The 25,120-nt window shown below is 53.8% G+C and carries 21 protein-coding genes; 13 read left to right on the plus strand and 8 right to left on the minus strand.

The window, feature by feature from the left end; all coding sequences use genetic code 11:
* Positions 1-105 precede the first annotated feature (105 nt).
* Positions 106-777, minus strand: a complete 672-nt coding sequence (locus tag ACM6IV_RS01120) for a hypothetical protein (RefSeq protein ID WP_414868391.1) — start codon at positions 775-777, stop codon at positions 106-108.
* A 150-nt stretch (positions 778-927) separates the two neighbouring features.
* Between ACM6IV_RS01120 and ACM6IV_RS01125 the strand changes: the two genes are divergently transcribed.
* From ACM6IV_RS01125 to ACM6IV_RS01175, 11 genes are all read left to right on the plus strand, one after another.
* Positions 928-2,295, plus strand: coding sequence for a hypothetical protein (locus ACM6IV_RS01125; protein ID WP_414868392.1), 1,368 nt, complete (start codon positions 928-930; stop codon positions 2,293-2,295).
* Positions 2,296-2,356: 61 nt separating this feature from the next.
* Positions 2,357-2,560: a helix-turn-helix transcriptional regulator gene (locus ACM6IV_RS01130; RefSeq protein WP_414868393.1), complete on the plus strand. Its 204-nt coding sequence runs from the start codon at positions 2,357-2,359 to the stop codon at positions 2,558-2,560.
* A gap of 48 nt (positions 2,561-2,608) precedes the next feature.
* The gene (locus tag ACM6IV_RS01135) at positions 2,609-2,782 is read left to right on the plus strand and encodes a hypothetical protein (RefSeq protein WP_414868394.1); all 174 of its coding nucleotides are present in this window, start codon (positions 2,609-2,611) and stop codon (positions 2,780-2,782) included.
* A 146-nt stretch (positions 2,783-2,928) separates the two neighbouring features.
* Positions 2,929-3,918 carry an inovirus-type Gp2 protein gene (locus tag ACM6IV_RS01140; RefSeq protein ID WP_414868395.1) on the plus strand — a complete coding sequence of 330 codons (990 nt, stop codon included), beginning with the start codon at positions 2,929-2,931 and terminating at the stop codon, positions 3,916-3,918.
* A gap of 204 nt (positions 3,919-4,122) precedes the next feature.
* A complete protein-coding gene (locus ACM6IV_RS01145; RefSeq protein ID WP_414868396.1) occupies positions 4,123-4,371 on the plus strand; it encodes a hypothetical protein in 249 nt (82 codons plus the stop codon).
* 207 nt (positions 4,372-4,578) lie between these two features.
* Positions 4,579-4,782, plus strand: a complete 204-nt coding sequence (locus ACM6IV_RS01150) for a helix-turn-helix domain-containing protein (protein WP_414868397.1) — start codon at positions 4,579-4,581, stop codon at positions 4,780-4,782.
* Positions 4,779-7,511 carry a DEAD/DEAH box helicase family protein gene (locus ACM6IV_RS01155; protein WP_414868398.1) on the plus strand — a complete coding sequence of 911 codons (2,733 nt, stop codon included), beginning with the start codon at positions 4,779-4,781 and terminating at the stop codon, positions 7,509-7,511. Before ACM6IV_RS01150 ends, ACM6IV_RS01155 begins: the two co-directional genes overlap by 4 nt.
* 20 nt (positions 7,512-7,531) lie before the next feature.
* Positions 7,532-9,985, plus strand: coding sequence for a type I restriction-modification system subunit M (locus ACM6IV_RS01160; protein WP_414868399.1), 2,454 nt, complete (start codon positions 7,532-7,534; stop codon positions 9,983-9,985).
* The gene (locus tag ACM6IV_RS01165) at positions 9,982-11,907 is read left to right on the plus strand and encodes a restriction endonuclease subunit S (RefSeq protein WP_414868400.1); all 1,926 of its coding nucleotides are present in this window, start codon (positions 9,982-9,984) and stop codon (positions 11,905-11,907) included. Before ACM6IV_RS01160 ends, ACM6IV_RS01165 begins: the two co-directional genes overlap by 4 nt.
* Positions 11,907-13,913, plus strand: coding sequence for a hypothetical protein (locus tag ACM6IV_RS01170; protein ID WP_414868401.1), 2,007 nt, complete (start codon positions 11,907-11,909; stop codon positions 13,911-13,913). The genes ACM6IV_RS01165 and ACM6IV_RS01170 overlap by 1 nt, the downstream gene beginning before the upstream one ends.
* On the plus strand, positions 13,903-15,000 hold the full coding sequence (locus ACM6IV_RS01175; protein WP_414868402.1) for a hypothetical protein: 1,098 nt from the start codon (positions 13,903-13,905) through the stop codon (positions 14,998-15,000). The genes ACM6IV_RS01170 and ACM6IV_RS01175 overlap by 11 nt, the downstream gene beginning before the upstream one ends.
* Positions 15,001-15,185: 185 nt before the next feature.
* Here the strand turns inward: ACM6IV_RS01175 and ACM6IV_RS01180 are convergent, their stop codons facing one another.
* The 3 genes from ACM6IV_RS01180 to ACM6IV_RS01190 form a co-directional block, all read right to left on the minus strand.
* A complete protein-coding gene (locus ACM6IV_RS01180; RefSeq protein WP_414868403.1) occupies positions 15,186-15,881 on the minus strand; it encodes a hypothetical protein in 696 nt (231 codons plus the stop codon).
* 197 nt (positions 15,882-16,078) lie between these two features.
* Entirely contained in the window at positions 16,079-16,708 is a 630-nt protein-coding gene (locus tag ACM6IV_RS01185; protein ID WP_414868404.1) for a histidine phosphatase family protein, read from the minus strand.
* A gap of 95 nt (positions 16,709-16,803) precedes the next feature.
* Entirely contained in the window at positions 16,804-17,157 is a 354-nt protein-coding gene (locus ACM6IV_RS01190) for a hypothetical protein (protein WP_248161622.1), read from the minus strand.
* A 138-nt stretch (positions 17,158-17,295) separates the two neighbouring features.
* On the opposite strand from ACM6IV_RS01190, the gene ACM6IV_RS01195 reads away from it, so the two are divergent.
* Positions 17,296-17,643 (plus strand): helix-turn-helix domain-containing protein, encoded by a 348-nt coding sequence (locus tag ACM6IV_RS01195; RefSeq protein WP_032803722.1) that lies wholly within the window; start codon positions 17,296-17,298, stop codon positions 17,641-17,643.
* Positions 17,644-18,264: 621 nt separating this feature from the next.
* Here ACM6IV_RS01195 and ACM6IV_RS01200 read toward each other — a convergent pair.
* From ACM6IV_RS01200 to ACM6IV_RS01215, 4 genes are all read right to left on the minus strand, one after another.
* Positions 18,265-19,158 (minus strand): hydrolase or metal-binding protein, encoded by an 894-nt coding sequence (locus ACM6IV_RS01200; RefSeq protein WP_414868405.1) that lies wholly within the window; start codon positions 19,156-19,158, stop codon positions 18,265-18,267.
* A gap of 74 nt (positions 19,159-19,232) precedes the next feature.
* A complete protein-coding gene (locus ACM6IV_RS01205) occupies positions 19,233-20,237 on the minus strand; it encodes a YqaJ viral recombinase family protein (RefSeq protein WP_414868406.1) in 1,005 nt (334 codons plus the stop codon).
* A 79-nt stretch (positions 20,238-20,316) separates the two neighbouring features.
* The gene (locus ACM6IV_RS01210; RefSeq protein ID WP_414868407.1) at positions 20,317-21,285 is read right to left on the minus strand and encodes a DUF932 domain-containing protein; all 969 of its coding nucleotides are present in this window, start codon (positions 21,283-21,285) and stop codon (positions 20,317-20,319) included.
* Between the two features lie 92 nt (positions 21,286-21,377).
* A complete protein-coding gene (locus tag ACM6IV_RS01215) occupies positions 21,378-21,650 on the minus strand; it encodes a hypothetical protein (protein ID WP_405649015.1) in 273 nt (90 codons plus the stop codon).
* A 452-nt stretch (positions 21,651-22,102) separates the two neighbouring features.
* Between ACM6IV_RS01215 and ACM6IV_RS01220 the strand changes: the two genes are divergently transcribed.
* The gene (locus ACM6IV_RS01220; RefSeq protein WP_414868408.1) at positions 22,103-25,042 is read left to right on the plus strand and encodes a DEAD/DEAH box helicase; all 2,940 of its coding nucleotides are present in this window, start codon (positions 22,103-22,105) and stop codon (positions 25,040-25,042) included.
* The last annotated feature ends 78 nt before the right edge of the window (positions 25,043-25,120 follow it).

Genomic DNA, 25,120 nt, shown 5'->3' on the forward strand with positions numbered 1-25,120 from the left:
ATTTTCTTTGGAATACTTTTTGGAATACCGGATGATGATCTGTCCTTAGTAAGGGAGTCTGAAGCTATGACGGTACTGGCCTTGGCATAAGCGCGTTGGTAAAAATTATGGTGACACTCCATCTCTGGGCGTCGCAATGTCCAGTTTCAGGATTGCTTTCTGAATGTCCCGCCTTACCTGATCCAACTTCTTCTTTGTTAACCTATCTGCTTCTGCTTCATCCCCATTGAATGGAGGCAGGGCTTCCGCCATAGACAGTTCCCATTTCGCCAGTCCGTTCAAGCATTGCTCCAGGTGTCGTGTGGTGATCTCCAATTGCGTTTTATAGCGGGCCGACTTTAGTCGCTCGTTGCGAAGTGCTGCTTTTTCCTTAATGGCCTGCTGCCGAACATCCTCCTGCATTTTGCGGCGTCCTTCATCCGCATTCTCGATCAGAGCAATGAGTTGGGCCGTATTGCTCTGGCCGTCGTTGTTCTTCGCTAGTAGTGAAAGGGCTTTTATCGCAGTGCTTGGAAGTGAAAACGTTCGCGCTTGTCTGCCGTTGTCAGCGCTGCGGTACTGCTTCTGGCGCCATGCATTTTTCATGGCGTTGAGTGTGATCAGTCCGCTAGGTGAGCTTTCAAGTACTTTGCCCGCTTCTAATAAATCGTTGTGGGTCACCGTTCCAAGGCCGAAGAGGCTATTAACGCCGCGGCGCCTTAGGTATTCAGTGGCCCATATGAGCTGGGCTTTATCGCGATGATTCAGCCAGTCTAGTCCGGTTTTTTTCATAGCCATTTAGGTACACCTCTCAGAGCTGGTTTATACACAGAATAGAGGATTTTTGTAACCAGTTATGCGTTACGTTATGCGTTTTTATTACTGTCAGCACGAAAGCATTCATATAGGGTATATTAACGGTCATAAATTAATGATTGAGAGAGCGAGTTGAGCTACTACCTTGGCGTTTTAGCTATGCCACTCAAGCACGTCGAGCCGGAGGTGAAGTTTGTCTTGGTGGCGTTTGTGCAGCGTTACGGACTGGCCGAAGGAGGCCCGTGCAGTGGTGAGGTGCGGGCGAGTCAACTCGGTCTTCCGCTTCGCGTTGTTGCATCGGCTTTAGCGCAGCTCGTTGATTCCGGGTGGCTTGTTAAACTGCCGGTGTCAACGCCTGGGTCTTCCGGAAGGCCCAATCACACTTATAAGGTTCAAGCCGCCCTTGCGGTCGCGCTCGAGAAGGCTGTGGTGCCGACCGTCATCCACGAGCGACTCATCAAGCGCCTGATCGCTGGCCCGGTCATTCGTGCGGTGGGGCCTGATGAGGGCGGTGATGGTGCGGAAGTAGTCCAGTCCTTGAAGTCGGTTAATGAGTTCGGTAAACCGGTTCCGCCGGGACGCCGGGGCAACCTCAGTCTGGCTAACCGACTGTTGCTCGCTACCCTCTTGAGCTACGCAGATGCTTTTGGGGTGGTCAGTCAGCTTGGGAGCGTGAAGCTGGTTCAGTTGACGGGGCTGGCGCCCGCCAGTTTGAGGCAAAGGATCCGTAGGCTGATGGATCTGGGTTTTATTCGTAGCTACGTACCCGGAGTGTCTTCGTCGATTTTTGCCAGGAAGGCCATGAGTATCTATTTTCTCAACTTGGGTCATCGTCAACTGACTCAAACGACGGATGTTCAGGTGTTGAGTCATTGGACCCACGAATCGAGTGATCGGTGGTTTCAGCATCATGGCGATAGGCTTCGCAATGACGTCAGCGCGGCTAAAAAGTCATTGGGTAACGCAAGCACGACCCCTAGGCCTGTAGTCCGCTTTCTTTGGCGGCAGCGCCCACAAGTCTTTGCAGTCTTGCAGTTGCTACTGTCACGGTACGCCTCGTACCTACTATCGCATCACTGGTCTGCTCTCGGAGCACACGCAGGCCACGTCGATGATGAGCTGCGAAAAAGGATCTCTAGGGATTTGCGCAAGCCTGCCCCGTCATCACCGCTGGATGCTGAGCTGGGAGAGAGTGGCTGGGAGGTGATCATTGAGCACTTCCGTGAGTTGGCGGTGGAGCTGGCGAAGGAGTACCGCTCACGATTCCAGGAGACGTCTGAAGTTTTCTTCGACTGGTTAGAGTTGTGCGTCATCCCTGTGCCTGCTGAGCGAGGCTATGAAGCTATTACTCTGTTGGCTCTGGAGGCTACTGAACAGGGCTGTTTAATCCTTGGATATGAGGCCGTGGGGAGTGTAGCGGCGTTCAAGCGTGAGGCGGATATTCCTCTGGAGCAGCGCTATGCGTTGGGACTGCTTACCGCGCCACGGCTCAGGCCGTAGAGGGACCGGTCATTTTTTATAAGGCTTCCCCATCCTCTGAACCAATCAGAGGGCTGCGGCCATGAAAAAATTGCTCCGTAAGAAAGACGTGCTGGCGGCTACAGGCTTTAAGAACTCGACGCTGTACAAATACATCGCGGAAGGACGCTTTCCAAAACCAGTATCGCTGGGCGAAGGTGCACGGGCGGTTGCCTGGGTCGAGGGGGAGGTCGCGGCTTGGATTGAAGCGCGGATCAGTGCGCGTGATTTGGCGGAAGGGATGTAGGCCTGCGACCACGATGACGGTCTGAGTATCGATTACCCATGATGCGCCATGATCGGTTCACTGCCGATCATGGCGTTTATGCCGGATGGTGTAGATGATTCTCAACTAACCTCCTCAAACCGCAGTTTGGCAAATCTCTTGGCTATCAAGGCAATTTTGCTCTCCATTTCCTTGCTAGGCCTGGATGGCGACCTGGGCTCGGTTCGGGATCTAGTTATATAACTCTTGAACTATCAATCCATAATCAATTAACAGGCTGAACACTGAGAGCTATACAGCCACTACCACCCAATTGATGCGACAGACCATCGATTAAATAAATCCTCATCACGCACCTGATATGCCAACAACTAATCAGGTGCATCACGATGACTGACCGAACCAGCTACACCTACCGCTCACAGTCCGATAACGCTATCCGGATTGAGCGACTGATCAACGCCATTCAACGTACAGATGGCCAAGCCTTTCGAATTACATACTCGAAGCACCGGGATGAGCAGGTCAATGCAACCAAGCTGTCAAAGTACTTCGATGGGATCGAGCAGATGGTCGATCTGTTCGAATGTGACGAGGAGTATCAGTACAGCTGGCATTTGAACCTTTTCCTAGAGGCTTGCCATGCTATTGGGGTTGAGCGCAGTCCATTTGGCATTACCTGCTTGGGTGAGTGTGAAACACGCTATCTGAGCGCCAGCGAGACGTTGAACGAACTGACCAAGCAGGTTCGAACGTTTCTCACCAAAAAGAGATACAGTCGCAGGGGACACGATCAGCGTTACCAAGCGATTAAGCAGGAGATCGAAGTTGGTCGCTACGTTGACGCAGTACATGATCGTTACGCCCGCACTTGCGTGATTCGGGTTGATCTGTATTACCGTAAAGAGGCACAAGCTAGGTTGCGTGTGGAGCACGTATTTGACGACCTCAGTCGGCTAATTTCTGAGCGTGAACGTAACCTGATTTTCGATCATGAAATCGGCTACATATGCAGCGTTGAGCAGGGCGAAGATCGGGGGTATCACATCCATGCTGCCTTTTTCTTCAATGGTGCTGAAGTGAGTGCAGATATCTACAGGGCGCAACGGATCGGTGAGCTGTGGGAGCGTATTACCCGTGGTCAGGGCTACTTCAACAACTGCAACCTCGAAAAAGAAAAATACCAAGACAGGCTGGGAGTTGGCCTAATCCACAGAAGTGATCTGAGTGCGCGGGCTAATGTGCATTACGCCATGCGTTACCTGGTCAAGAATGATCAGCATCTGCGGCTCAAGCCGACAGGCGCTCGCTGCTTGCGTAAGGGGCAGGCAAAGACGCTTTCCGGGACGACTAATCGATCTATTGTCCGGCGAGCGTAATACATCAGGCAGCCCAGGTTGGTAGTTCATACCCTCGCTGCGAATTGCCGATGGGTTCCATCGTGCCGGTTGCTTGCGCAGTACCTGCGGAATTCTGGGCGGTCGATGGTTTAGGCTCTGTCCAGGAATCTAAGGCCGGTGTGAGTGCTGTGGGCTGACAGAAAAGGATCGCGATGCCGGCAGCTATGCCCCAGACATCCTCAGATGGTCTGTTCGTTACTCGAAGCTGTTGAGCTTACTGATTCGCCGCTATGGCTTGCGCTTCATGCAACGCTCGCAGGGGACGAGTGGCAAGTATTCTTCGGTGTCTGTGACCGTTTGCTTGTTCAGCTTAAGCCCTTGGATGAGCTGATTACCACCGCTGAAGAACAGCTTGAGCACGTACCCCTGCTGGGGTTGTTTGATGAAGATGATCAGGGCTCATTGTTCTTGGGTGGGTTTACTGCTGACTGATTCGTTAGGTGGCCGAGTCAGGGAAGCTGTGGCGCAACATTCGCTAGCGGCAGAGCTCGCCATGGATTCAATGCCCTGCGGGCCTCGATATTCGTATTGTCGCATCTGGTAAATTCTATCCTTCTATCACTGCACGGTATCCCTCGTGCTGGTAGACTTCAGCCGACTTTAAACGACTATGACTGCTTAAGCTTGAGCGTAACCATCATGAGCACTGAACCTTGGGTCACTGCCGAACAGGTTTCCCTTCACTTGGGGGTGGCCAAAGACACGGTGTATCGCTGGCGCGAGCATAAGGCTTTGCCCGCGCACAAAGTTGGTCGTCTATGGAAGTTTCAGCTATCTGAGGTTGATGAGTGGGTGCGTGCGGGTGGCGCAGACGAGAACCAGAACTCAGGGAGTGAGCAGTGACTAATCCGAGTCGCAATGAAGCGCAAACAAGAGCTCAGGTCATCGACTCTCAGCTTGCTCATGCTGGCTGGTCTCAAAGTCGGCGGACACTTGTCGAAGAGTTTTTGCTAGAGACAGCCGAGCCTGCCGGCAACTATGGCAACGAGCAATTTGCTGACTATGTCCTTCTTGGTTCAGATGGCAATCCGATTGCAGTAGTCGAGGCCAAGCGGTCATCACGTGATGAGCTTGCCGGAAAACGTCAGGCAGCGGACTACGCAGATTCAATCAACGCCAAATTCGGCAACGACCCTTTCATTTTTCTCACTGACGGCAAAGAGATTCTATTCTGGGATCGTGAACGCTATGCGCCACGAAAAATCTCGGGGTTTTACACGCGAGACGACTTAGAGCGGCTGCGCCATCAGCGGCAGTTTGCTCAGCCCCTGTGCGGTGTCACCATCAGCGCTGCTATCGCAGGTCGCGACTATCAGAACGAAGCTATTCGGCGTGTCACTGAAGGGGTAGATGCGGCCAAGCGCAAGTTCTTGTTGGTGATGGCTACAGGTTCGGGTAAGACTCGAACGACCATCGCTCTTGTTGATACTTTGCTGCGATCAAAGCGCGTGCAGCGAGTCCTATTCCTGGCCGACCGCCGCGAACTAGTACGCCAAGCTATGTCGGAGTTCAAGTCCCACTTACCCAACGAGAGTTTGGCTCGCATCGAGTCCGGTGAAACCTCCGGCGCACGCATTCAGTTCTCGACCTACCCCAGCATGATGCAGGTTTATTCGCGCCTTTCGGTGGGTTACTACGATCTGATCGTGGCCGATGAAAGCCACCGCTCTATCTACCAACGGTATAAGGCCGTCTTCGATCACTTCGACGCCATCCAGCTTGGGCTGACCGCGACCCCCACCGACTACATCGATCACAACACATTCGAGCTGTTTGATTGCGGCGACGGCGCGCCCAGCTACTACTACAGCTACGAGCAAGCGATTGCCGACCAGAACCTGGTCAACTACCGCGTGCTGGATGCACAAACCAATTTTCAACTTCAGGGCATCATGGGTGACGCACTACCCGAGCCCTTGAAACAGATGGCCCGCGATCAAGGCGTGGAGCTTGATGAGCTGAACTTCGATGGCAGTGACATCGAAAAGGGAATCATCAACCAAGGCACCAACGATGCCATGGTGCGAGAGTTTATGGATAAGAGCCGCAAAGACGTGCGCGGTCTACCGCACAAGTCCATCATCTTCGCCGTCAGCCACGCCCATGCAAAGAGGCTCTACGAAGGATTTAACCGTCTGTATCCTGAGCTGCAGCGCCAAGGCATGGCTGAAATTATTGACAGCCACATGGAGCGTGCTGACGCGACGCTGGATGATTTCAAGTACCGCACCATGCCGCGTGTGGCTATTTCGGTGGACATGCTCGACACCGGCGTAGACGTCCCCGCCATCCAGAACCTGGTTTTCGCCAAGCCCGTATTCAGCAGGGTTAAGTTCTGGCAGATGATCGGGCGCGGCACGCGGCTGCATACCGACAAGGCCACCGGAGAGATCAAGAAGGATTTCTTGATCATTGATCACTGGAAAAACTTCGCGTATTTCAAGCTTAACCCCGACGGAGAAGTCGACCATCCCAGCGAACCGCTACCGGTTCGCCTGTTCCGACTGCAGCTTGAAAAGTGGCAACTCCTGGAAGCACAACAGCAAGACACACAAGCCACCGTTGCCGATCTGCAGGCGATGCTGCAGGCATTGCCCCGTCACAGCATCAATGTACGTCCGCACTGGGACGAGCTCGACACGTTGGCATTGCAATGGCCGAAGCCCAGCCAAAGCGCAATTGAACACCTGTCGCAAGCCATCGCACCTTTGATGCGATTAGCCCCTTTGGCTGGCCTGGATGAACTTCAATTTCGCATCTGGTGCGAGCGTCTCTCAGTGGCTTGGCTTAAAGGTGATGCAAGCGAACAGGCCAAAGTGCGTGAGCGCATTCACGAGGCGATAAATAGTCTGGCCGAAAATATCCCTCAGGTGCAGCATGTAGCCGAACAACGTGCCTGGGTTCAGTCGGCCGGCTTCTGGCAGCACTTGGATATGGCGCGTTTGATCACCCTACAAACCGTGTTCGCCCCGCTGATGCGCTACCGCACCAGCACACCCAGCCGCACGATTGAAATCAACCTGCCAGACAGTATCACCCAGCGCAGTTGGATCATCTACGGCCCCACGGGTGAAGGTGCTTTTGCAGAAAGCTATCGCGAACAGGTAGAGGCACTGGTGCGCCGACTGGCTGACCAGCTTCCTGAGTTGGCTAAGCTCAAGCAAGGCGAGCATGTAGGTGATGACGAGCTGGAGCGAATCAGTAACACGCTGAACAAGGCCGATCTGTTTGTCACCGAAGACACCTTGCGCAAAGCCTTCGAAGCCCCCTCCGCATCCTTGGCCGACTTCCTGCGACACATACTTTGCGAAGGCGCGCACCTGCCTAACCGTGAGCAGCGCATCAGTGCCGCATTCGATGCGTTCATTGCCGCACACGGCTATTTGCGCGCCAACCAACTCAACTTCCTGCGGGCCGTAAAAACTGCTGTGCTACGCCACGGGCGCATTACCCGGGCTGCACTCAGCGAACCTCCGCTGTCGCGTGTAGGGCGCGTGGAAACGCTATTTCCGTCACAAGACATCGACGAACTCATCAACCTCACCAACCAGTTGTTGGATGAGGCAGCCTGAACAATCAAGGACAACACTGAATGCTCGCCCCTCATATTAAGAAAAAAGTTGACGAACTCTGGAATCGCTTCTGGGCTGCCGGTCTCACCAACCCCTTGGTTGCGGTCGAGCAAATTACCTACCTGTTGTTTCTCAAACGTCTGGAAGACATTGATCTCAAGCGCCAGCAGCGTGGTTTTCCTTCTATTTATGAAGGGTTCGAAAACTGCAAGTGGAGCTACATTCGGCAGGACAAAACCAACCCCGCTCACTTGATTGAGGTGGTGTTTCCCTGGCTGCGCGAGCTCGACAAACACTTCACCGGAGCCAGCGCCGACGGTACCGAGCTCGCTAGTCTGAACAATCGTATGGCCGATGCGTACTTTCAGCTCGACCCCAATAAGGGCAAGGTGCTGAGCGATGCCATCGACAAAATCGACGAGCTGTTTGCCCGTGCTGGTGAAGGTTCGGCCGCACAGGACGTCATGGGTGACACTTTCGAGTACCTGCTCAGTGAAATGGCCACGGCCGGAAAGAATGGCCAATTCCGTACCCCGCGCCACCTGATCCGCTTTATGGTTGAGTTGCTAGACCCCGAGCCCGGCCAGCGCGTCATCGACCCTGCCGCCGGCACGGGTGGCTTCCTGTTCAGCACCCAGCAGCACCTGATGCGCAAATACTCAGCGCAAGAAAACCTCGTGCTGGAGTGGGACGGCACTCCACATCGCACCGATGGTGCTGCTGCCACACCTGAGCAATACGCCGCCATCCACAACGGCGCCAACTTCGTCGGCCTGGACAATGACCGTACCATGGCCCGCATCGGCTGGATGAACTTGGTTTTGCACGACGTCACCGACCCGCATCTGCTGCAGGGCGATTCACTCAGCAAGCGCGAAGGAAAAGCCAAACTCAAGGAGCTGCTGGAGCCTGGCAGCTACCAGTTCGTATTGGCCAACCCGCCCTTTACCGGTACGGTCGACAGCGGTGATCTAGAGCCCGACACCTTACTTTTTCCACGTGTCGGCGGTGGCGGCAAGAAAAAAGACGAGTCGATCACTAATAAGAGCGAACTACTCTTTCTGTGGTTGATGCTCGACTTGCTGGATATTGGTGGTCGCTGCGCAGTGATCATTCCTGAGGGTGTTCTGTTCGGCAATACCGATGCTCACGTGCGCCTGCGCCGAGAACTTCTTGTCGAGCACGTGGTGGAAGGCGTCATCTCTCTTCCAGGCGGGGTCTTTCAGCCCTATACCGGCGTCAAGACCTCCGTCTTGATCTTTAGAAAAGTCACACGCCGTGACAACAAACAAAACTTGCCCAGCAACGTGGCACCGCTCAGTGAACACGTCTGGTTCTACGAGGTGGAGGAAGACGGCTACACGAAAGATGCCAGGCGCAATGCCCGCCCAGGCCAACAGAACGACCTTTGGGATGCGCTTGAAAAGTTTAAAGCCTGGATTTCGCAGGGCCGCTCTGGCGCGCAGCGCAATGAAAGAACTCTGTTGCAACCTAGCTTTCACACTGAGCGTTGGCGCCAGGCCCTGCTGCGCGATACCGCCGACAAGCTCACGCCTGCTGGAGAGGCATTTTCAGCTTTAGCCGACACCAGCATGTGGGATGGTCAGGTGTGGGGTATGCACGAGCTGTTCCCTGAGCTTCCTGCCAATCCCAAAGAGGCTGAAGAGAAGGTGCGATCAGCGTCTGGGAGTGTGTTGATTGAATTGGCTATTCAGGCACTCACTCCAGCGGCACAAAAGGCGTGGGATGCAACACTTAAAGCACGCCTTGCCGAAAAAATCACCGATTCCGAACTTATAGAAGCTTGGAAAAAAGCAGCCAAGCCCGTTGAGGCGGAATTCAAGAAATTGGCCCGTGAAATGGAAGCCCTTTTCGAAAAAGAAGATTCTTCAGCGCTCTCGGTCTGGAAAGACTTGCTTAAGACAGCTCTCGCTGAAGCTCAAGGCGACGTTTATGTGCTGGGCCTATTGCAAGGAAGTCAGCCGCCCAAGACCATGACGACGTATGACATCGGACAGAAGCTGACTGAAGTGGCCCGCGAAGTTGCCAAACTCGACGGCTTCGACGTCATTCTGCGCAGCCTGGTCATTGATCAGGCCAGTGAGCTCGACGCGGCTAAGCATTGGGTTGTTCCTGTGCGTGACTGGGTGCGTAACGACGAATGGCAAAGTGAAGATGGTAAGCTCATCGGCTCACACGATGTCGATGGCTTGGTGCGCCCGACTTATGTGCAAGCTATTCTGGCCGATGGGCTCTACGACGAGAAGGGCGTGCTCAAAGGCGGCTTGCTCGACCCCGACTGTATTGAAGCACGTGACTGGAACCTGTCCGCCGGGCAATACAAGCCATTTGACTTTACTCAGCTCAAGAGCGACCAAAGCGTGGCCGAGCTGATCGGCACACTCAAGACCGCAGAGCAAGACATTATCACAGGCTTGGACAAGCTGTTGGCAATGGTGGAGGGGCGGGAATGAGTTTTCCTGAATCATGGGTTGAAGCACGTCTTGGTGACGTACTTTCACGCGTGGATACCAAAGTTGACCCCCAAACATCGCAGGCGAACAGCCACTTCTATGTTGGCCTTGAACATATCGAATCTCACACCGGCCGGTTGCTCCGTGATGTGGATGAAGTAACTGAAGGCAGCGACATCCTCAGTATTAAAACAGCCTTCAATACAGGTGACATTCTGTATGGGAAGTTGCGCCCAAATTTAAACAAGGTCCATTTGGCGACTCAAGATGGCATCTGCAGCACAGATATCTGGGCTCTGAGAGCATCTGAGGTTTTACTACCAGAATTCGCTCTTCGCTATTTGCGGTCACCTGCGATTTATGTGCGTGCCACGCAATTAGCTGCAGGTGCCAATCTTCCTCGTATTTCGGCCAGTGCGTTTGATCGCCTTTCAATTCCGCTCCCCACTCTCCCCGAACAGCAGCGGATCGTCGATTTATTGCGGCAGGCAGAGGTGGTGGCCAAGGCCAAGAAATCCATCAGTGATCAAATTGATCACCTCCTTCGGACCGCTTACTGGGAGCACTTTGGTGCATGGTTCACAGCGGATGGCTTGGTTGACCCAGTTCGAATTAGCGATTGTGTTGCGGATTCTCAGTACGGAGTATCCGAAGCTATGGGCGAGACCGGAACGCACGCGGTGTTGCGTATGAATAGCATCACCACCAGTGGCTGGTTGGAGCTGTCTGACCTGAAGTACGCGAGCCTGTCGAAAAAAGACATCAACTCTACGGAGTTGCAGGACGGAGACCTGCTGTTCAATCGGACAAATTCCAAGGAGCTGGTCGGTAAGTGTGCAGTTTGGCGCCATGTCGCAGGCACATACAGCTTTGCGTCTTACCTCGTACGCTTTCGCTTGAAGCCAGAAAAAATGCTGCCTGAATACCTCTGGGCGACGTTAAACAGTGCCTACGGGAAATATCGCCTTTTGAATTCAGCCAAACAGGCTGTAAGCATGGCAAATGTCAGCCCGACAGGCTTGGGGCGAATTACAGTGCCGCTTCCGCCGTTGCCGCTTCAAGAAACGTTCGCTAAGTTCGTGCGTGAAATTGAGTTAGTGCGAGCACAGATGCTTAGCAAGTTGGAGCTGTATTCTGAATTGCAGGAGATCATTAGCCAGCGAGCCTTGATCGGAGAGCTGACTACCCAATGGCGAGAGCTTCATACGGACGAAATCGCCGAGGCAGGCAAGGTTCGTGATCCGCTACTACGCAAACACGGAACAAAGTTCTCACTGACTGGCGCCGCCAAAACCAGCTTCACTAAACAAGCCGATCTCACGGTGCCCACCGCGCGCCATAGGCTCCTTGCCGAACTCAGTGAGTTTCAGCGCCAGGTACTGACCGTCTTCATTGAGTATTGCCAGCAAAGCGGGCAGCCCTTGCTCGTGGAAGATCCTGAAGTATTTTCCCGTTTCTGCGACGACTCAGTCGTGGCTGATCGCCTGCAAGCCTTTGGCCGATTCCACGGCAACCGCATTCGCCGCTCCTTGAGCCAACTAGCAGCGCTGGGCCTGATCGCCAAAATTACTTTGCCCAAGCAAGACCAGGACAGCGGTGAGTACGACTACCTCAAGGCCTTTCGCCCCCTGCGCCCTGAAGAGTTCACGCGCATGGTCGATGTGCAGGCGTTGCGGGAAGCGTCGTCGACCGGCATTGACCAGCAGCTATATTACTTTGAAGTCCAGTTGGATTATGAGACTTCTGAGCATGCTGGTGCGAGCGGGATGTTCCAGGTGACTTCGGTCGCAGACGAGGACGGCAAGGATTTCATCCACCTAGTAGATCAGGGCCAACATTACGCCTCACTAGATGATCTCAAGGAGGACATCGCCCGTGGTCTCAAGGTAGAGGCGCGGCAAGTCGATCTGGAGGCCGTCTAATGCGCTTGCGCTACCTGCACCTGCAGAACTACCCACCAATCGCGGACATCAAAGTGTGTTTTGCCAGTGGCTCACCGCTTACGCGTGAATGCGCCATTCGTTTTGTTGTGGGCGTAAACGGCAGCGGAAAATCGAATTTTCTACGTGCAGTGGCCGAGGTGTTCCTAGCTCTGGCCGATCTGCGCGTTCCGGCATTTCCGGTGAGTTTGGTGTACGAGTTGGGTGTGCGCGGTTCCACAAACCACCGTACCTTGCTGCTGCACTGCCCGGGCAATCGCCAGCAAGCTAGCTTATGGCTGCACGAGCGCTTTGCCTTTGACGATAAGAACGGACAAGAGGTGTTCGACACCTGCATCGAACACCTTAACCTCAATGGCTTGCCGTCGGTGCTCGGCTTCTCGGCGCTCATTGAGCCTGGCACCTGGCCGCTGCGCGATAGCTCGCCGCCACAGATCGCATTGCCGTCGGCCGTGCTGGCCTACACGACAGGCGACCTGCGCCCCTGGCGCTCGGTGTGGAACCGTAACCAGAGCGCTGATGGTGTGCTGGAGGGCGAAGTCAGCATGCAAAGTGACGAACGTCCAGCAGGTTGGACCGCCGCTCAGGAAAATGCCTTGCAAGCGGTACGGCAACACGATAGTGATAGTCCCCGGCAGGCCATGGGCCCAGGCACCACTGGGTCTGATCTCTTCCGCCGCCCCGTACTGTTGGACGCCACGCTGTTGAAGTGCGCACTGCTGGCGGTGACGTTGCCCCTGGCGTTTGTTGAAGCGACAAACTATCCGCCGCACGCTGAAATTGATGCCGCGATGGCCAGACTGCGCAGCCGCGACGACGATAAGAACTCGCTGCAAGAGCTGCTGAAGCTCGGCGGTTGGCATCATCTAGTTTCGGTCGCATTCCGCTCGCGCCTGCAACCGGCTCAATGGGACCAGAAGCTTTGCGAAACCGCTCACGATTGGTGGCTGTGCGCGAGTGAGGTGATTGCCGAGCCTCACCCGGTGGAGTTAAGTCGCACTGTATGGTTTGACCTTGAAGGGCCATTCGACGGTCAAGGGCAATTTTTCTTATCGGTCGCCCGTGATGAACTGGAAAATTGCCGTAGTCAAGGCGAAGCCTTGTGGGTTTTGCTAGGCGGAGCCAAGGATGCCAGCAGCTTTGACCTATTTACCCGCCTTGTGGAGCTGAGTCAGAAGGGACTGTTTGATGACGTACTGCTGCGGTTGCGTCGGCATGCCATACCAACTGCCACGCCCGATGCTGTAAGGCGCGATATTGGCGTAATGCGCTACGAAGAGCTGTCGGACGGGGAGCAGATGTTTATGGGGAGAATGGCTCTGCTGCATTTGTTGAGCGGACGTCAGGACTCTCTATTGTTGCTGGATGAACCCGAAACTCACTTCAACGATCTTTGGAAGCGAGACGTGGTCTCGGTGGTTGATGATGCTTTGGCACACACATCAGTCGACGTCCTGATTGCAACCCATGCCGCCTTGATGCTGACCGATGCGCTTAAAGATGAATTGATCGTACTAGAGCGTACAACCGCCGAAGGCGATTCTGGCCCCAGAGAATCTGGTGTTCGCACATTGGACGCTCAAACATACACATTTGGTGCAACCGGAGATCATCCGTTGCGGGATATTTTTGGGGCCTCGGATACGGTCGGAAGGCGGGCGAGCCGCTTGCTCGAAGTGCTTCTAGCGACAGCGCAGTTTGGTTTCGAAGTTGAACGGTGCTGGCATGAAAATGAAGCATTAGGGGCTGACCTCATAAGTCGCATCCTAGATTTAGCGCAACAAACGGAGAGCGGCCTGACCCGTAGCCACGTGATTGATTGCCTCGAAAGCTTTGAACGCTTTGCTCTGTATTTCGACTTAGTTAAGCCTTTAACTATGAAGGCGCTGCTCGAGGCATTCATTCGCCAGACGGGCCCTGGTTATTTCCAAGTTGAACTCAAACGAGCGTGGCGTTGCGCATTGGAGGGGGGCGTTCATGCTTCATGAACGGCGCTTGCCGAATGACTTAGTGCAGAATCTAGGGAAGGTTTATTCAGTTAAATTACGTTTGATTGATTGGTTACTGCGCACGCCTCCTCAAGAGCTAGACGACAATACCCTTCTTGTAGCGCAGTTCGGCGAGCCACTCGGCAAGTGGTTTTGGGTCAGGATTCGTAGGGCTAAAACTCGCACGACGTTTGGGAAAGCAGTCATGGCGCTGGCAGCCCAGGCACGGGCGAACCCTGCTCAAGCCGTCTTGGTGGCTGAGGCGATTGATCATGATGCTCAGTTTCACACTTGGTGGGATCTTGTTAGCAGCGAGCTTCGCTTCCCGCGTCTGTTTCCGGGGTGGTTAGATGGCATCAAGGATATAGCCATTCCGTTCTATGACTGGCTAGCCGGTAGTGGTTTCGATCCAAAACCGTTCGCGCTGACGGGTGGCCGGATTGATCGAGCTGCTGTGATGGAGGCGTTTCGCTCACAGTCACCAGTCGTGTGCGGTTACTGCGATGGACCATTGGGAGAAAAAGGTAGCCAGCATGAAGCCAATGATTGCGACCACTTCTTCCCAAAATCTCAATGGCCTCACTTCGCAATTCACCCTGCTAACCTTTTCTCTGCCTGCAAGGGATGTAACTCAACTTGGAAGCTTGCCAGGGCCCCTATGGGGGAGGCAGATGCTTCAGGTTTGAATGGCACCTATCACCCGATGCTGAGGCCCGGCGCACCATCGGTTGTGGTGACTGCAATTACATCTCCAACCAATTCGCGTCAGGTAAAGATCAATATTACAGATCCGACTATCCCTCGCAGAGCCGAAACACTTGTCGCGACACTGGATTTGGAAAGTAGATGGACCAACTCAGCTAATGGCTTTTTGGACAGAGGGATTTCAGTGCTTGTTGCAAAGTCAGCGCGAGACAAAGGCTATGGTTGGCAGCCGGACGCTGATTCGGTTCGATTACTAATTGAGGATGATATCGCATGGAAGCGAGAACAGCTGGGCAAAGAAGAGCGCTGCATGCGCCTTATTGCGGTGTTGGAGTGCATGCTTAGCGATCTTCTCCATGAGGTAGTCGCTGATCTGGCATAATGAGCTTTGTAGGCCTGGCGAGGATCACTATTGTGATGAGGGATTTTTCGTTGGGGTCTCTTGGCCAGATGTTTCGAGTTGCAGTTTGGGCAAGGAGTAAGAAAACGAGCGTATGAACTACAACTGCTGCAGCCGCTAATATTTGCCAACAAAAAAATAGGCACGGATGGGAACCGTGCTTTATGTTAGTTAATTCCGACCGGTTTATCATTTTTGTCATAGCAAATCGGGTATTCGCAGCGTCCGCCTGCATTGAGTACTTCTAGTTCGTAGACAGCTGGCAGGTATTGCTTAAGCTCCGCCTTGGGCACTTTTTTGCCATTGATGGTGCATTCATCGTCTGCGCGCGGGTTGCACCAGGCTTCCTTTACGTCGATGGTCTGTGTTGGTTTTGTCATGGGTGTCTTTTCGGTCTGTGGTTCGTCATCCACTGACGAATCATTCGTTGCGTGCGCATCCAATGAGTAGGCGGCAATAGCGTCTTTTGCGCTCATTTTGATGATGCCGTGATCGAGCAAGAAGTCCTGAAGCGTCGTACGGGCTTGAGAGTAAGTAACCTCTTTCCCCTTCTTGTTTGGCCCACCATCCATGCGATAGGCAATCGGATAACCATCCTCACTTTCATAGATGTAGTAGTAAATGGACAGACTAAAGCTGAGGTCCTGGCCGTACATTCCATAGATACCTGACCCATTGGATGCACGGCAAGTGCCTCGCACGCATTTTCCGCTGATGTGGTTGCTGAAGGTGACGTTGCGCTGCTGTTGTGCATTCCACTGAGTAATGTTCCTAGGCAGCGTGTACCAAGTGCAACGGTAGAATTTTGCCCCGTACTGGTTTTTGGCCTCTGCGCACGGAATGGCATAAGGTAAATCGTTCATATTTTGTTCATTGGGTAGCATGGGCGGATACATGTACCCGTAGTCAACTTCTGCGTGTGCGTTCAATGAAAGTGCAAGCACCAAGCAGCCTGCTGCTTTGAGTGCAACTGATTTTATATTCACTGTCTTAAACTCAGGGTGGGAGGAAGGAATCGGTTGGATTCTTTTGTAAGGTTCTTTGTGAATGTCTTTTGGTTTTAAATCGGTGATGGGTATTTAGGGATGTCGTCAGCATTTAACGTGCCGACAATCTGTATTTCATTTTCGTTTGTTGTTTTTGCAAATAGGAGGCTTCCATATTCGGGGCTCCATGAATGCTGGTGTCCGCTGGATCTTATTAAATCTTTCATGCAGGTGTTGTGGGTCATCACTATAAGATTTCTGCCGGAGTTCTTGTGTTCGAGTAGCTTATCCACGATGTCGTTTCCGCAAATGGCCTCTCTATCGGATAGCAGGCTCGCTTTGCCTAGCATGAGGTCGGATGTTTGAACTGTTCTAGTCATTGGGCTGGTGAAAATAACAGCATCGTCAAAATCAAAGTGTGCTTTTAAATGAATGCCTGTTTCTTTTGCTCTCTCGCTTCCAAGAGCCGTGATTCCTTCGTCTGGGCCTAAGCAGGGGTTGTTTGAGCGATCACAGCGCTCTTCGTGCCTTATTAACAAAATAACGTTCCCACTTTTCCAGTGTTCAGAAAGTCCAGAGTTGATTGGTTTTTTATGTGAGTCTAAATTTTCTACAGTGTTTCTTGTAAAAGTCTCGTAAGCAAAAAATGTTGCGGTTATAAATCCAGTGCTTAGTAGTATTTTTGGTAGGCTGATATTTACCATTTGGAATGTCCAATATTTTATATTCTTATTGGTTGCGGTCGGTATTCATAGGCTTTTTGAGCGTGAGTGCGAGCGCGGGCTGACTGTGTTGATTGCTATTTTTTGTAGATGACTTTCAGTTTTTTATTAACGTAGTCTTTTATTATTTCGTAGTCGGGGTTGTAGGTGGCTAGAGTATGGCCAGTACTGGCGACGGTAGCCGCAGCGGCTAAGACGACCCCAACAGGCAGAGATGCAGCTCCAATTACAGCGCCCAATATACCGCCTTGAGCGATAGCGCCTTTCACGTCGCTTTTGATTCGACACTTCAGTCCTTGGCTTTCAATCTTGGTTTCGACAAGTTTGATACCTGGCATGAATTTACCTCTGAGGCCATGGATCTCGAAGGACGTTTTGCTTCTCACGAGGTCTTCAATCTGCGATTCGTTCAGGCCTGTTATGACATTCATGGTTTTTCTGAGCTCCTTGCAAGAGGTGGTAGTTAAAGGATGGATCGGATATCAACCTTTAGGGGTGAGTTTCGGCTTGTAAGGTCCTTCATGTCAACGGGTTGATGGTCAACCATCCAGGTTGGACTGGAGGGTGGCATGTCAAAAACCAAATCGAAGCAGCTGGCAGAACTCGTTGGGCAGGCGATTGCCCGCCAGCGCGTTCGTTGCAAACTGAACCAGGAGCAGGTTGCGGAAAAGCTTGGAATTGGAAGCGAGGCTGTATCCCGTATCGAGCGCGGAATCGTCATGCCTAACATCGAACGCTTGGTTGAGTTGGCGGCAGTTTTTGGTTGTGAAACCGCTGACTTGCTGACTGAAGGGAGTTCTCGCCCAGAGGACCAGGCGCGCAGGCTTTATGGTTTACTCTCCAGACTTGGGGCGCATGACCGCGACTTTGTCCTGGATATGGTGGAGCGTCTTGTCACCAGACTTGATCGCGGCTGATTGACCCCGTCATAAGAGTTGATTTGTGGTTTCTGAGGTCTCGTCGAACAGTGCACCGCAGCGCAGACACAAGCAGTTGAATCCTGAGAAGTGATATTTGGCAACATCATCGGCTACCTGCTGTGTCGGTGGATAGGCAGGATATATGGCGGCCAGCCCCCTGAAGATCGGATGGCTCTCTGGAGCTTGGGCATTTTCATTCGCTTTCTGTGCGCCTTGCAGTGCGCTGTCAGCCAGACTGACCAGCAGTGCGATACCCTTGGCTACTTCCTTCGTCAGGATGGCTTTGGAGTCGCAGATTAAGCAGTGTCGGAGGATGATTTATTCTCCTGGGAAAGTGGCCGTGTGCACGGACGCTGACAGTGATTTTGAGTATTTTAGGTAGGATTGATCGGTCCAGGCGATAGCCGTCTGAGCAAGCGGCGCAGGATCCAGCAGGCAGGACCACCGCCAGCAACAGCGGCGGGAAGCGCAGAACGAGTAAAGTGCTCAGTACCAGCCCTCCGGCGGCGGTCAGCGCGCCAGCGAAGATGAACAAGCAGAGCAAGAATCGCAGGACAGGCATGGCGGATCTCCCAGAGCTCTTGCCTCGCCGATGTCCTCAGCACAGGTGGGTTTGATTTATTTGGCCCGCGAAGCGAGAGATTCCAACTTGTCCGCAAGGGTGTTGGCCGTTGGCAGCGACTCATCTTGGCTATTGGTGCTAGCGGCCTCCGTGTTTCCAAAGAACTCCTCGATTACGACGTGACTGTCCTCCTCGCTGTCTTCGAAGGCGCCATTGCCGAAACCCCGGCGAGCGGCGTCATCCAGAGCCGTCTGGTCGAAACCAACTGCTATGCGCTGTGTATCAAGTTCGCTCGCCTTCTGTAGTGCTTCGGTCATGTCCATGCCACTACGTACCGTGAGGTCGACGTAGAAAATCGGCGTACCGTGGCTCTGGCGGGTCGACTTGCCACGTAGACGCAGCTCCAGCGGTATGCAGGCCAGTCGACGGCCTGAGATTGCTTGGAAGTAATGTAGACGAGCGGCCAGGGTACGAATGCTATTGAAACCGGTGGTGCGGAACACAAAGCTACCCAGCGAATCCTCATCACCAATGATCACATTCAGTCGGCCATAAGGCTTACAGGCACCTCCCTTGGCCAGTAGGCAAGCATCCGGCGAAGGGCAGGGCAGCGACTGAATGCCGTCCTGGGTCATGCGTTTGCAGGTTTCGCCGTTACCGACACATAGCGGGCGTCCGGAATGCCGGTCGAACAGGGTGTAGTCGGCCCGGAAATTCAGCTCCGGCTCGTTGAACAATAGACGTACTGGAATGCTGCGCAGCTTGTCCTCCTTACCCTGGCGCAGTTCATCGTTAAGTGGGTGCAGTAACCAGCCATCCCTGCTTTGCACTTGGGACGTGATGGTGAACTGATCATCTTTTTCCGGTAGGCGCTTACCGTTTTTCTCGACGATTTTGCCAATGGAAATACGTCCGAGCACGGGCGGTGTAATGACCAGGCCTTTGAGCATGGTGGTTCTCCTAGGAAGTGAAAATGGCCACCCGAAAACTGAATCGCGGAGGGACGGCCAGAGAGGAAAAAAGATCAGTTGATAAGGAAGCGGCGGCTGCCTTCCTTGCGCTTGCTGAAGCGCACTTGCAGATAGGGCTTCTCCTTCAGCAGGCGCTCGACATCGAGCACGGTGCTGACTTTGGAGCGCTTCCAACTGATAAAGCCATTGCTGAACTGCGCACGTGTGGCTTCGCCCATGGCTTGCAGCAGGATCTGTTTCAGTTGAGATTCGCGGCTTTCTTTTGCCGTAATGGACTGTCGAACAGCTTTGAGCTCCAAGTAGGTCGCGGCCAATCCAGCATTTGCGCTGAAGTCCACGGTTTGGCCGTTGTCCTGAGGGTAGAGGCAACGCAGTGCCGCTTCAGAAGAGGCACTCCCATCGACCGGAGGAGGGGTGTCGGTTTGTACGTAATGCCAGAACTTGCGTTCAAGTTCGATCAGGCGAGCAATCATCTGCTCGTCCCGTTCGATGCGGTAGATTTCTAAATGCTGGCCACCCAGTAGAACTGCAACATCAGCCGCCTGCTTGCCGGTGACGGCCAGCTGGTGCATGACCTGTAATTGCACATACTCGGGCACGCCTTCTTTCCAGAGGCGTGCTCCGTTTATGCCGGCAGTCTTGCATTCAAGGATTTGTACATCGTCGGCACCGTTCACTTCGCGGTCAATATTGGCGAGCATCCAGGACAGTTCTGGATCAGGGTGCTGTAGCACGGCGTTAATTCGTCGCACCTTCTTACCGGTGCGTTTGCTGTAGTGCCAGGCCACGATGGGCTCCAGCACATTGCCCCAGTAGGCAGGGCTTTCCTCATCATGAGGGTCTATTTTCGGTAACGTGGCATCCCGTCCCGTCTTTTCAAGCCACAACTCCAACTGCGATTTATAAGGGTTCAGTCCAACTGCTGCGCCTGCGTCCGAGCTGCCGATGCCTTGTTTACGCACAGCGAGCCAGTCTTCACGGGGTAGCTCCTTGGTGCCGATTAAACGAAGGGCCGGACGGATCTTGTAAGCATTTTCATTTCTAGGAATCGCTTTCATAAGGGATACCTTGCGGACATAAAAACGCCCGTTGAGCTGGATGCTGAACGGGCGTTATGGTTGAAGGGGAGAGGGCATTTCAGGCCGCGAGTTGCAGGGCCGCCTCCAATGCCCGTTGCTTGATTTGCGCCCCCTGGCCGAACCAGGCGGAGTCCATGCGGTACTCGTTGCTACGTGCTCTGCGCTCGTGATCGACATACTCGGTCACGGCGTTGAGCAGGCCCCAGGCAGTGCCTTGTGACGACTCAAGCGTTGCGCCACGTCCGCGCCCTTCGTACAGGCTTTGTACTTTGCGCAGGGCCCGTTCGTTGGGCAGGACTTCAGGTAGTTTGCTATTGGGGGTTACTTCACATAAAACGTTCATGAAGAACCCCATAGCTTCATGCCACTGAACTTTGCGCTCGGCCAGCACGCGCATGCGGTACATGAACTCATCCCATTGCGAGACGGCAACACCCAATTGCTTTTTGACGGCCCGGGCATCGAACCTGGTGCTGTGCGGCACCTTGATGGCGCGCGTGGTGCCATCTAGGGCGATGGTCAAAGTGTTGTTGCAGACCACGCGAACGGTGGTCGGTGTGGCCGTGGTGGCTAGCGTGCCGTCACAGGAGGTCGCTAGCAATAAATAGCCGTTGACCTGATCGTTGCCCTTCAAGGTGGCGTCCTGCCCGGTTCGCGCTAGCGCCCAGAACTTACGCCCTCCCTTCAGAACACCTGCTGTTTCCAGCTCATAGCCGGACACTTCAGTCAGGTCTCGGTAGAACTCCATCACCTCACGTGGCTGAACAATTTGATAGCGGTTGGAAACCACCGACAGCGGTGCTTTGGTGTCGGAGCGGTACAGCACCTTTTGTTCCGGGAACGAGTGAATGCTGCCCAAATGGCCAATAGCGTCGGCCTTGAAGTGAACCGGACTTTCCTGAATCTGCCAGTCCATACCGGCTTCACGCTGCCAGATTTCGATAGGTTGTTTTTGAGTCAGTTGACTTCCTAGGCCGTGCCACGGGGTTGCGCCAACGTAAGCCATTTGTTCGATTTGATGAGCCATGATTAAGGTTCCTTGTGGTGCAGGTCGGCATAAACGCCACGCATCGCGTGGCACTGTCCGGACGTAATAGAAAGAAAGGAGTAGAGGACGGATTAAGCTGGGAGGTTGAAGCGATGCCCGCAGATCAGGCAGAGGTTGTGAGCGAGTACATGGCGGTCAAGCTTGTCGCCGAGTTGAGCGCCTAATGCACAGCCACCAGCGCCGCCAACAAGTCCTCCTAGGATGGCGCCGGAGACGGCTCCGAGAGTGACGCCGAACGGGCCGGCGACTGCGCCGACGGTGGCACCCGCCTGACCGCCAGCCAGTGCTGCACTGACGCCGCGTGCTGCGCCGCCGACCGTACCGAGGGCAGCTGCAATTTTCATGGCTTGGTGGAAGGAAGCGATTTCGGGTGAGTTACAGCGAGGGCACTGCAATGACATGGTTTGAGGCTCCATGGTGGGGGTGTCATGGCAGTGATGTAGAGTTGAGTTTTTTTCGAATCGAATATGCGTTTTTGATGAATAATTTGACCGGTACGGTTGTAGACGGCTCAGCGCAGTCTATAGCCGAATCAATGCGCATCGGGGGCGTGGCCCGCAGCCGACTTGACATACCAGGCGTACCCAAGAGGCAGAGAAGTGAGCCAGCTTGCACTTGCGGAGGAGGCAAATAGGGCGAAACCAGAACCGAGCGGGCACTACAGTTAGGCAATCCTGCGCGCGGCTCGACTGGTTTGTCCTTATGTCTAAGTGGTTAAGGTCATGTAAGCAATAGGGGGCGTGCTACCATATCGCCACCCTCTCCCAAAAGTTTTTTCTGCCTCTAGGTTATCGCCATGGACGATGTAGTCATAACGCATTTGGATGTGTACCAGAGCTGGCAAAACCATCTCTTCAATTTCAGTCTCGACGATCCCAAGACGAACGCACCAGGGCTGCGCAAGCCGCAACTGGCTGCGCTTTATGCCACCTTGGGGCATCTGGTGGTTGATCCCTCTTCGACCGCCACCGTAGTCATGCCGACCGGTACGGGGAAGACCGACACCATGCTCGCGCTGATCATCGCTGCGAGGATGGCCAGAACCTTGATCCTGGTTCCCTCGGACGCCCTCAGGACGCAGTTGGTGGGTAAGTGCACGGAGATGAAGACGCTTCGCACCGTGGGGGCGGTATCGGACAAGGCGCGCAACCCCATTGTTGCAGCCATCGATTCGAAGCTGTCTGAGGCGCAGGTTGCAGAATTAGTTACTGCCAACATCATTGTGGCCACTCCCCAGGCCTTGCTGCAATTCGAAGAGGCTGCTTTGGGGGCGCTGGTGAACATATGCAGCCACCTGATGATCGATGAGGCTCACCATGTCGTGGCAGCCAGTTGGAACCGAATCAAAACCGCCTTCAGGGGCAAACCTTGTATTCAGTTCACAGCGACGCCATTCCGGGAGGATGGTCTGGCTCTGGCCGGCAAGATCATCTACAACTATCCGCTCCGAGATGCGCAGCTTGATGGCTATTTCAAAGGCATCGAGTTCCATCCGGTACGAGAATACAACCTCAAGCTTTCTGATCAGGCCATCGCGGACAAGGCTGTTGAGCTGCTCAGGGCTGACCTCAAGGCTGGGTACAACCACTTGATGATGGTGCGGGCCAAGTCGCACAAGCGGGCGATAGACCTGTTTGAGATTTACAAGCAGCACCCCGACCTCACGCCAGTCCTGATTCACAGTAAGGTGCCGAACCAAGCCGGGGTGATGTCTGAAATCGTCAAAAAGAAACACCGGATCATCGTCTGCGTCGACATGCTTGGCGAAGGCTTCGATCTGCCCGAGCTCAAAATCGCCGCTATTCATGATCAACACCAAAGCCCTGCAGTGACGCTCCAATTCATTGGCCGGTTGACGAGGGTTGATGCCGCTCTTGGTGATGCCAAGTTCGTGGCGAACATCGCCAACCAGAAGACCGACCACCAGATGGCCGACCTCTATAAGGAGAGTGCTGACTGGGGTGCAGTCATTCGCAACGTGAGCGAGCAAAAGATCGACCGGGAGATTGAGAAAGCGGACTTCAACGAGCAGTTTGCTGACGGTGACGATGCCCGGGTGATTTTTGGGCTGAACCCGAACCCCAAAATCAGTGCCGTGGCGTACCACGTCTCTCCCAAAGACTGGACACCGCAGCGAGCGCAGGGTCTGGATGGGCGCAGAGAGACACTTCAGTACATCTCGATCAATGATCAGGCGGATACCATTATTGTCGTGACTCGGCGAGAGACGCTGGTTGGTTGGGCTCAGACCGAAGAAATCGTCGATACCAACTGGAATCTATACATCGCTTTCTATAATAAGGCGCAGAAAACCCTGTTCATTCACACCTCTGGTGACGACACTCAGGCAGCTCGCTTTCTTAATCTGGTAACCAAAGACTCTCGTCGCATCAATGGTGAGCCGACCTTCCGTACGCTCCACGACATTAAGCTGATGAAGCTGCAGAACGTTGGCCTGTCCCGCGCCCGGAAAGACCTTCGGTTTACGATGCACGTGGGGCGCGATATCAACCAGGTAATTAGCGACATTGAGAAGGGCAATGCGACAAAATCCAACATCTTCGCCACCGGTTTTGAGGATGGCGAACGAACTACGGTTGGGTGTTCGCACAAAGGCAAGATCTGGGAGATGAACTCCTCTCCGATTAACTACTGGGTCGAGTGGTGCAAGCGTATGTCTGTCAAACTCAACGACAACACCATCGACCCTGGTGCCGTACTCAAAAATGTCATGCGCGCTGACCAAATCAAGGACAGATGGCCAGAAGGCCTGTTCTACGCCGACTGGCCTGTGTCGATCGCGATCGAAAACGAGCAAAGGATATCGCTGTATTTTCAGGGAGAGACTTTCAACCTTCTCGACGTTGAGCTTGGTAAGCCTGAGTACCGTAGTGCGCGGACGCTGGAGATCCCGGTTTTGGTCGAGGGTAACGATGGCGAGGAGCGTCGCCTCACTACCATAGCAATCAAGTTGTTGGAGGACGGATACAAGACCTCCTGTCCAGGTGTGAAGATACTTTACCCCCACGAGATGCCACTGGACTCGTACCTGGATGCAGAGCCGCTTGTATTGCTCAAGGTCGACGGCTCCATGGTGCAAGGTAACTACCGTCAGTACTCGCTCAACAGCATGGATGTAAAACTGCCTACCGGTTTGCTCGAAACCTGGGATTGGGGAACAACGAAAATCCATCAAGAGTCCATGCGTGCAGAGCGACGTAATGACTCAGTACAAGGCTTTACCTTTGACAGGATCGCTGATGACTACTCCATTGTCTTCAACGATGATGGCAAAGGCGAAATCGCTGATCTGGTGGCAATTAGGGAAAACAAGGGCGCCATCTACGTCGACCTTTACCATTGCAAATTCTGCCCTATGACGAATGGCGTGGCCGCGCCCGGGGCGCGCGTCGCCGACGTCTATGAGGTATGCGGTCAGGCGTCGAGATCAGTGAAATGGCTGTACACGGGCGATAAGTTCTTCAACCGACTGATGGATCGTTACCAGCAATCACTGCTGAAGGACTTTGATAGAATCCTGAAAGGCACGCCTCAACAGTTGGAAATATTGCGCAACAAATGCCACGACCATGAGCTGATCTTCAAATTTGTGATCGTCCAACCCGCGATATCGGCGAAGAGGGTGTCGAAGGAGCAGTTGACCGTCTTGGGAACGAGCTACTCATATATCAAGAGCATCTCGGGCTCGGACGTCAAGGTTATTGTCAGCCCTTGATTGACTTGCACCTGCGGAATTGCAGCTGACATCCGCTGATGTCATGCTGTGATCCGCACCTCCGATACTGACTTCGTG

Origin of the sequence: Pseudomonas sp. IT-347P, assembly GCF_949768005.1 — a bacterium.
Classification (GTDB): domain Bacteria; phylum Pseudomonadota; class Gammaproteobacteria; order Pseudomonadales; family Pseudomonadaceae; genus Aquipseudomonas.

Coding starts and splice junctions, on each gene's coding strand:
- ACM6IV_RS01140 (WP_414868395.1), top strand. CDS start 2,929: ATGACTGACCGAACCAGCTACACCTACCGCTCACAGTCCGATAACGCT.
- ACM6IV_RS01200 (WP_414868405.1), bottom strand. CDS start 19,158: ATGCTCAAAGGCCTGGTCATTACACCGCCCGTGCTCGGACGTATTTCC.
- ACM6IV_RS01130 (WP_414868393.1), top strand. CDS start 2,357: ATGAAAAAATTGCTCCGTAAGAAAGACGTGCTGGCGGCTACAGGCTTT.
- ACM6IV_RS01210 (WP_414868407.1), bottom strand. CDS start 21,285: ATGGCTCATCAAATCGAACAAATGGCTTACGTTGGCGCAACCCCGTGG.
- ACM6IV_RS01180 (WP_414868403.1), bottom strand. CDS start 15,881: ATGAACGATTTACCTTATGCCATTCCGTGCGCAGAGGCCAAAAACCAG.
- ACM6IV_RS01120 (WP_414868391.1), bottom strand. CDS start 777: ATGGCTATGAAAAAAACCGGACTAGACTGGCTGAATCATCGCGATAAA.
- ACM6IV_RS01185 (WP_414868404.1), bottom strand. CDS start 16,708: ATGGTAAATATCAGCCTACCAAAAATACTACTAAGCACTGGATTTATA.
- ACM6IV_RS01135 (WP_414868394.1), top strand. CDS start 2,609: ATGATCGGTTCACTGCCGATCATGGCGTTTATGCCGGATGGTGTAGAT.
- ACM6IV_RS01145 (WP_414868396.1), top strand. CDS start 4,123: ATGGTCTGTTCGTTACTCGAAGCTGTTGAGCTTACTGATTCGCCGCTA.
- ACM6IV_RS01215 (WP_405649015.1), bottom strand. CDS start 21,650: ATGAAAATTGCAGCTGCCCTCGGTACGGTCGGCGGCGCAGCACGCGGC.
- ACM6IV_RS01220 (WP_414868408.1), top strand. CDS start 22,103: ATGGACGATGTAGTCATAACGCATTTGGATGTGTACCAGAGCTGGCAA.
- ACM6IV_RS01170 (WP_414868401.1), top strand. CDS start 11,907: ATGCGCTTGCGCTACCTGCACCTGCAGAACTACCCACCAATCGCGGAC.
- ACM6IV_RS01205 (WP_414868406.1), bottom strand. CDS start 20,237: ATGAAAGCGATTCCTAGAAATGAAAATGCTTACAAGATCCGTCCGGCC.
- ACM6IV_RS01195 (WP_032803722.1), top strand. CDS start 17,296: ATGTCAAAAACCAAATCGAAGCAGCTGGCAGAACTCGTTGGGCAGGCG.
- ACM6IV_RS01190 (WP_248161622.1), bottom strand. CDS start 17,157: ATGAATGTCATAACAGGCCTGAACGAATCGCAGATTGAAGACCTCGTG.
- ACM6IV_RS01150 (WP_414868397.1), top strand. CDS start 4,579: ATGAGCACTGAACCTTGGGTCACTGCCGAACAGGTTTCCCTTCACTTG.
- ACM6IV_RS01175 (WP_414868402.1), top strand. CDS start 13,903: ATGCTTCATGAACGGCGCTTGCCGAATGACTTAGTGCAGAATCTAGGG.
- ACM6IV_RS01165 (WP_414868400.1), top strand. CDS start 9,982: ATGAGTTTTCCTGAATCATGGGTTGAAGCACGTCTTGGTGACGTACTT.
- ACM6IV_RS01160 (WP_414868399.1), top strand. CDS start 7,532: ATGCTCGCCCCTCATATTAAGAAAAAAGTTGACGAACTCTGGAATCGC.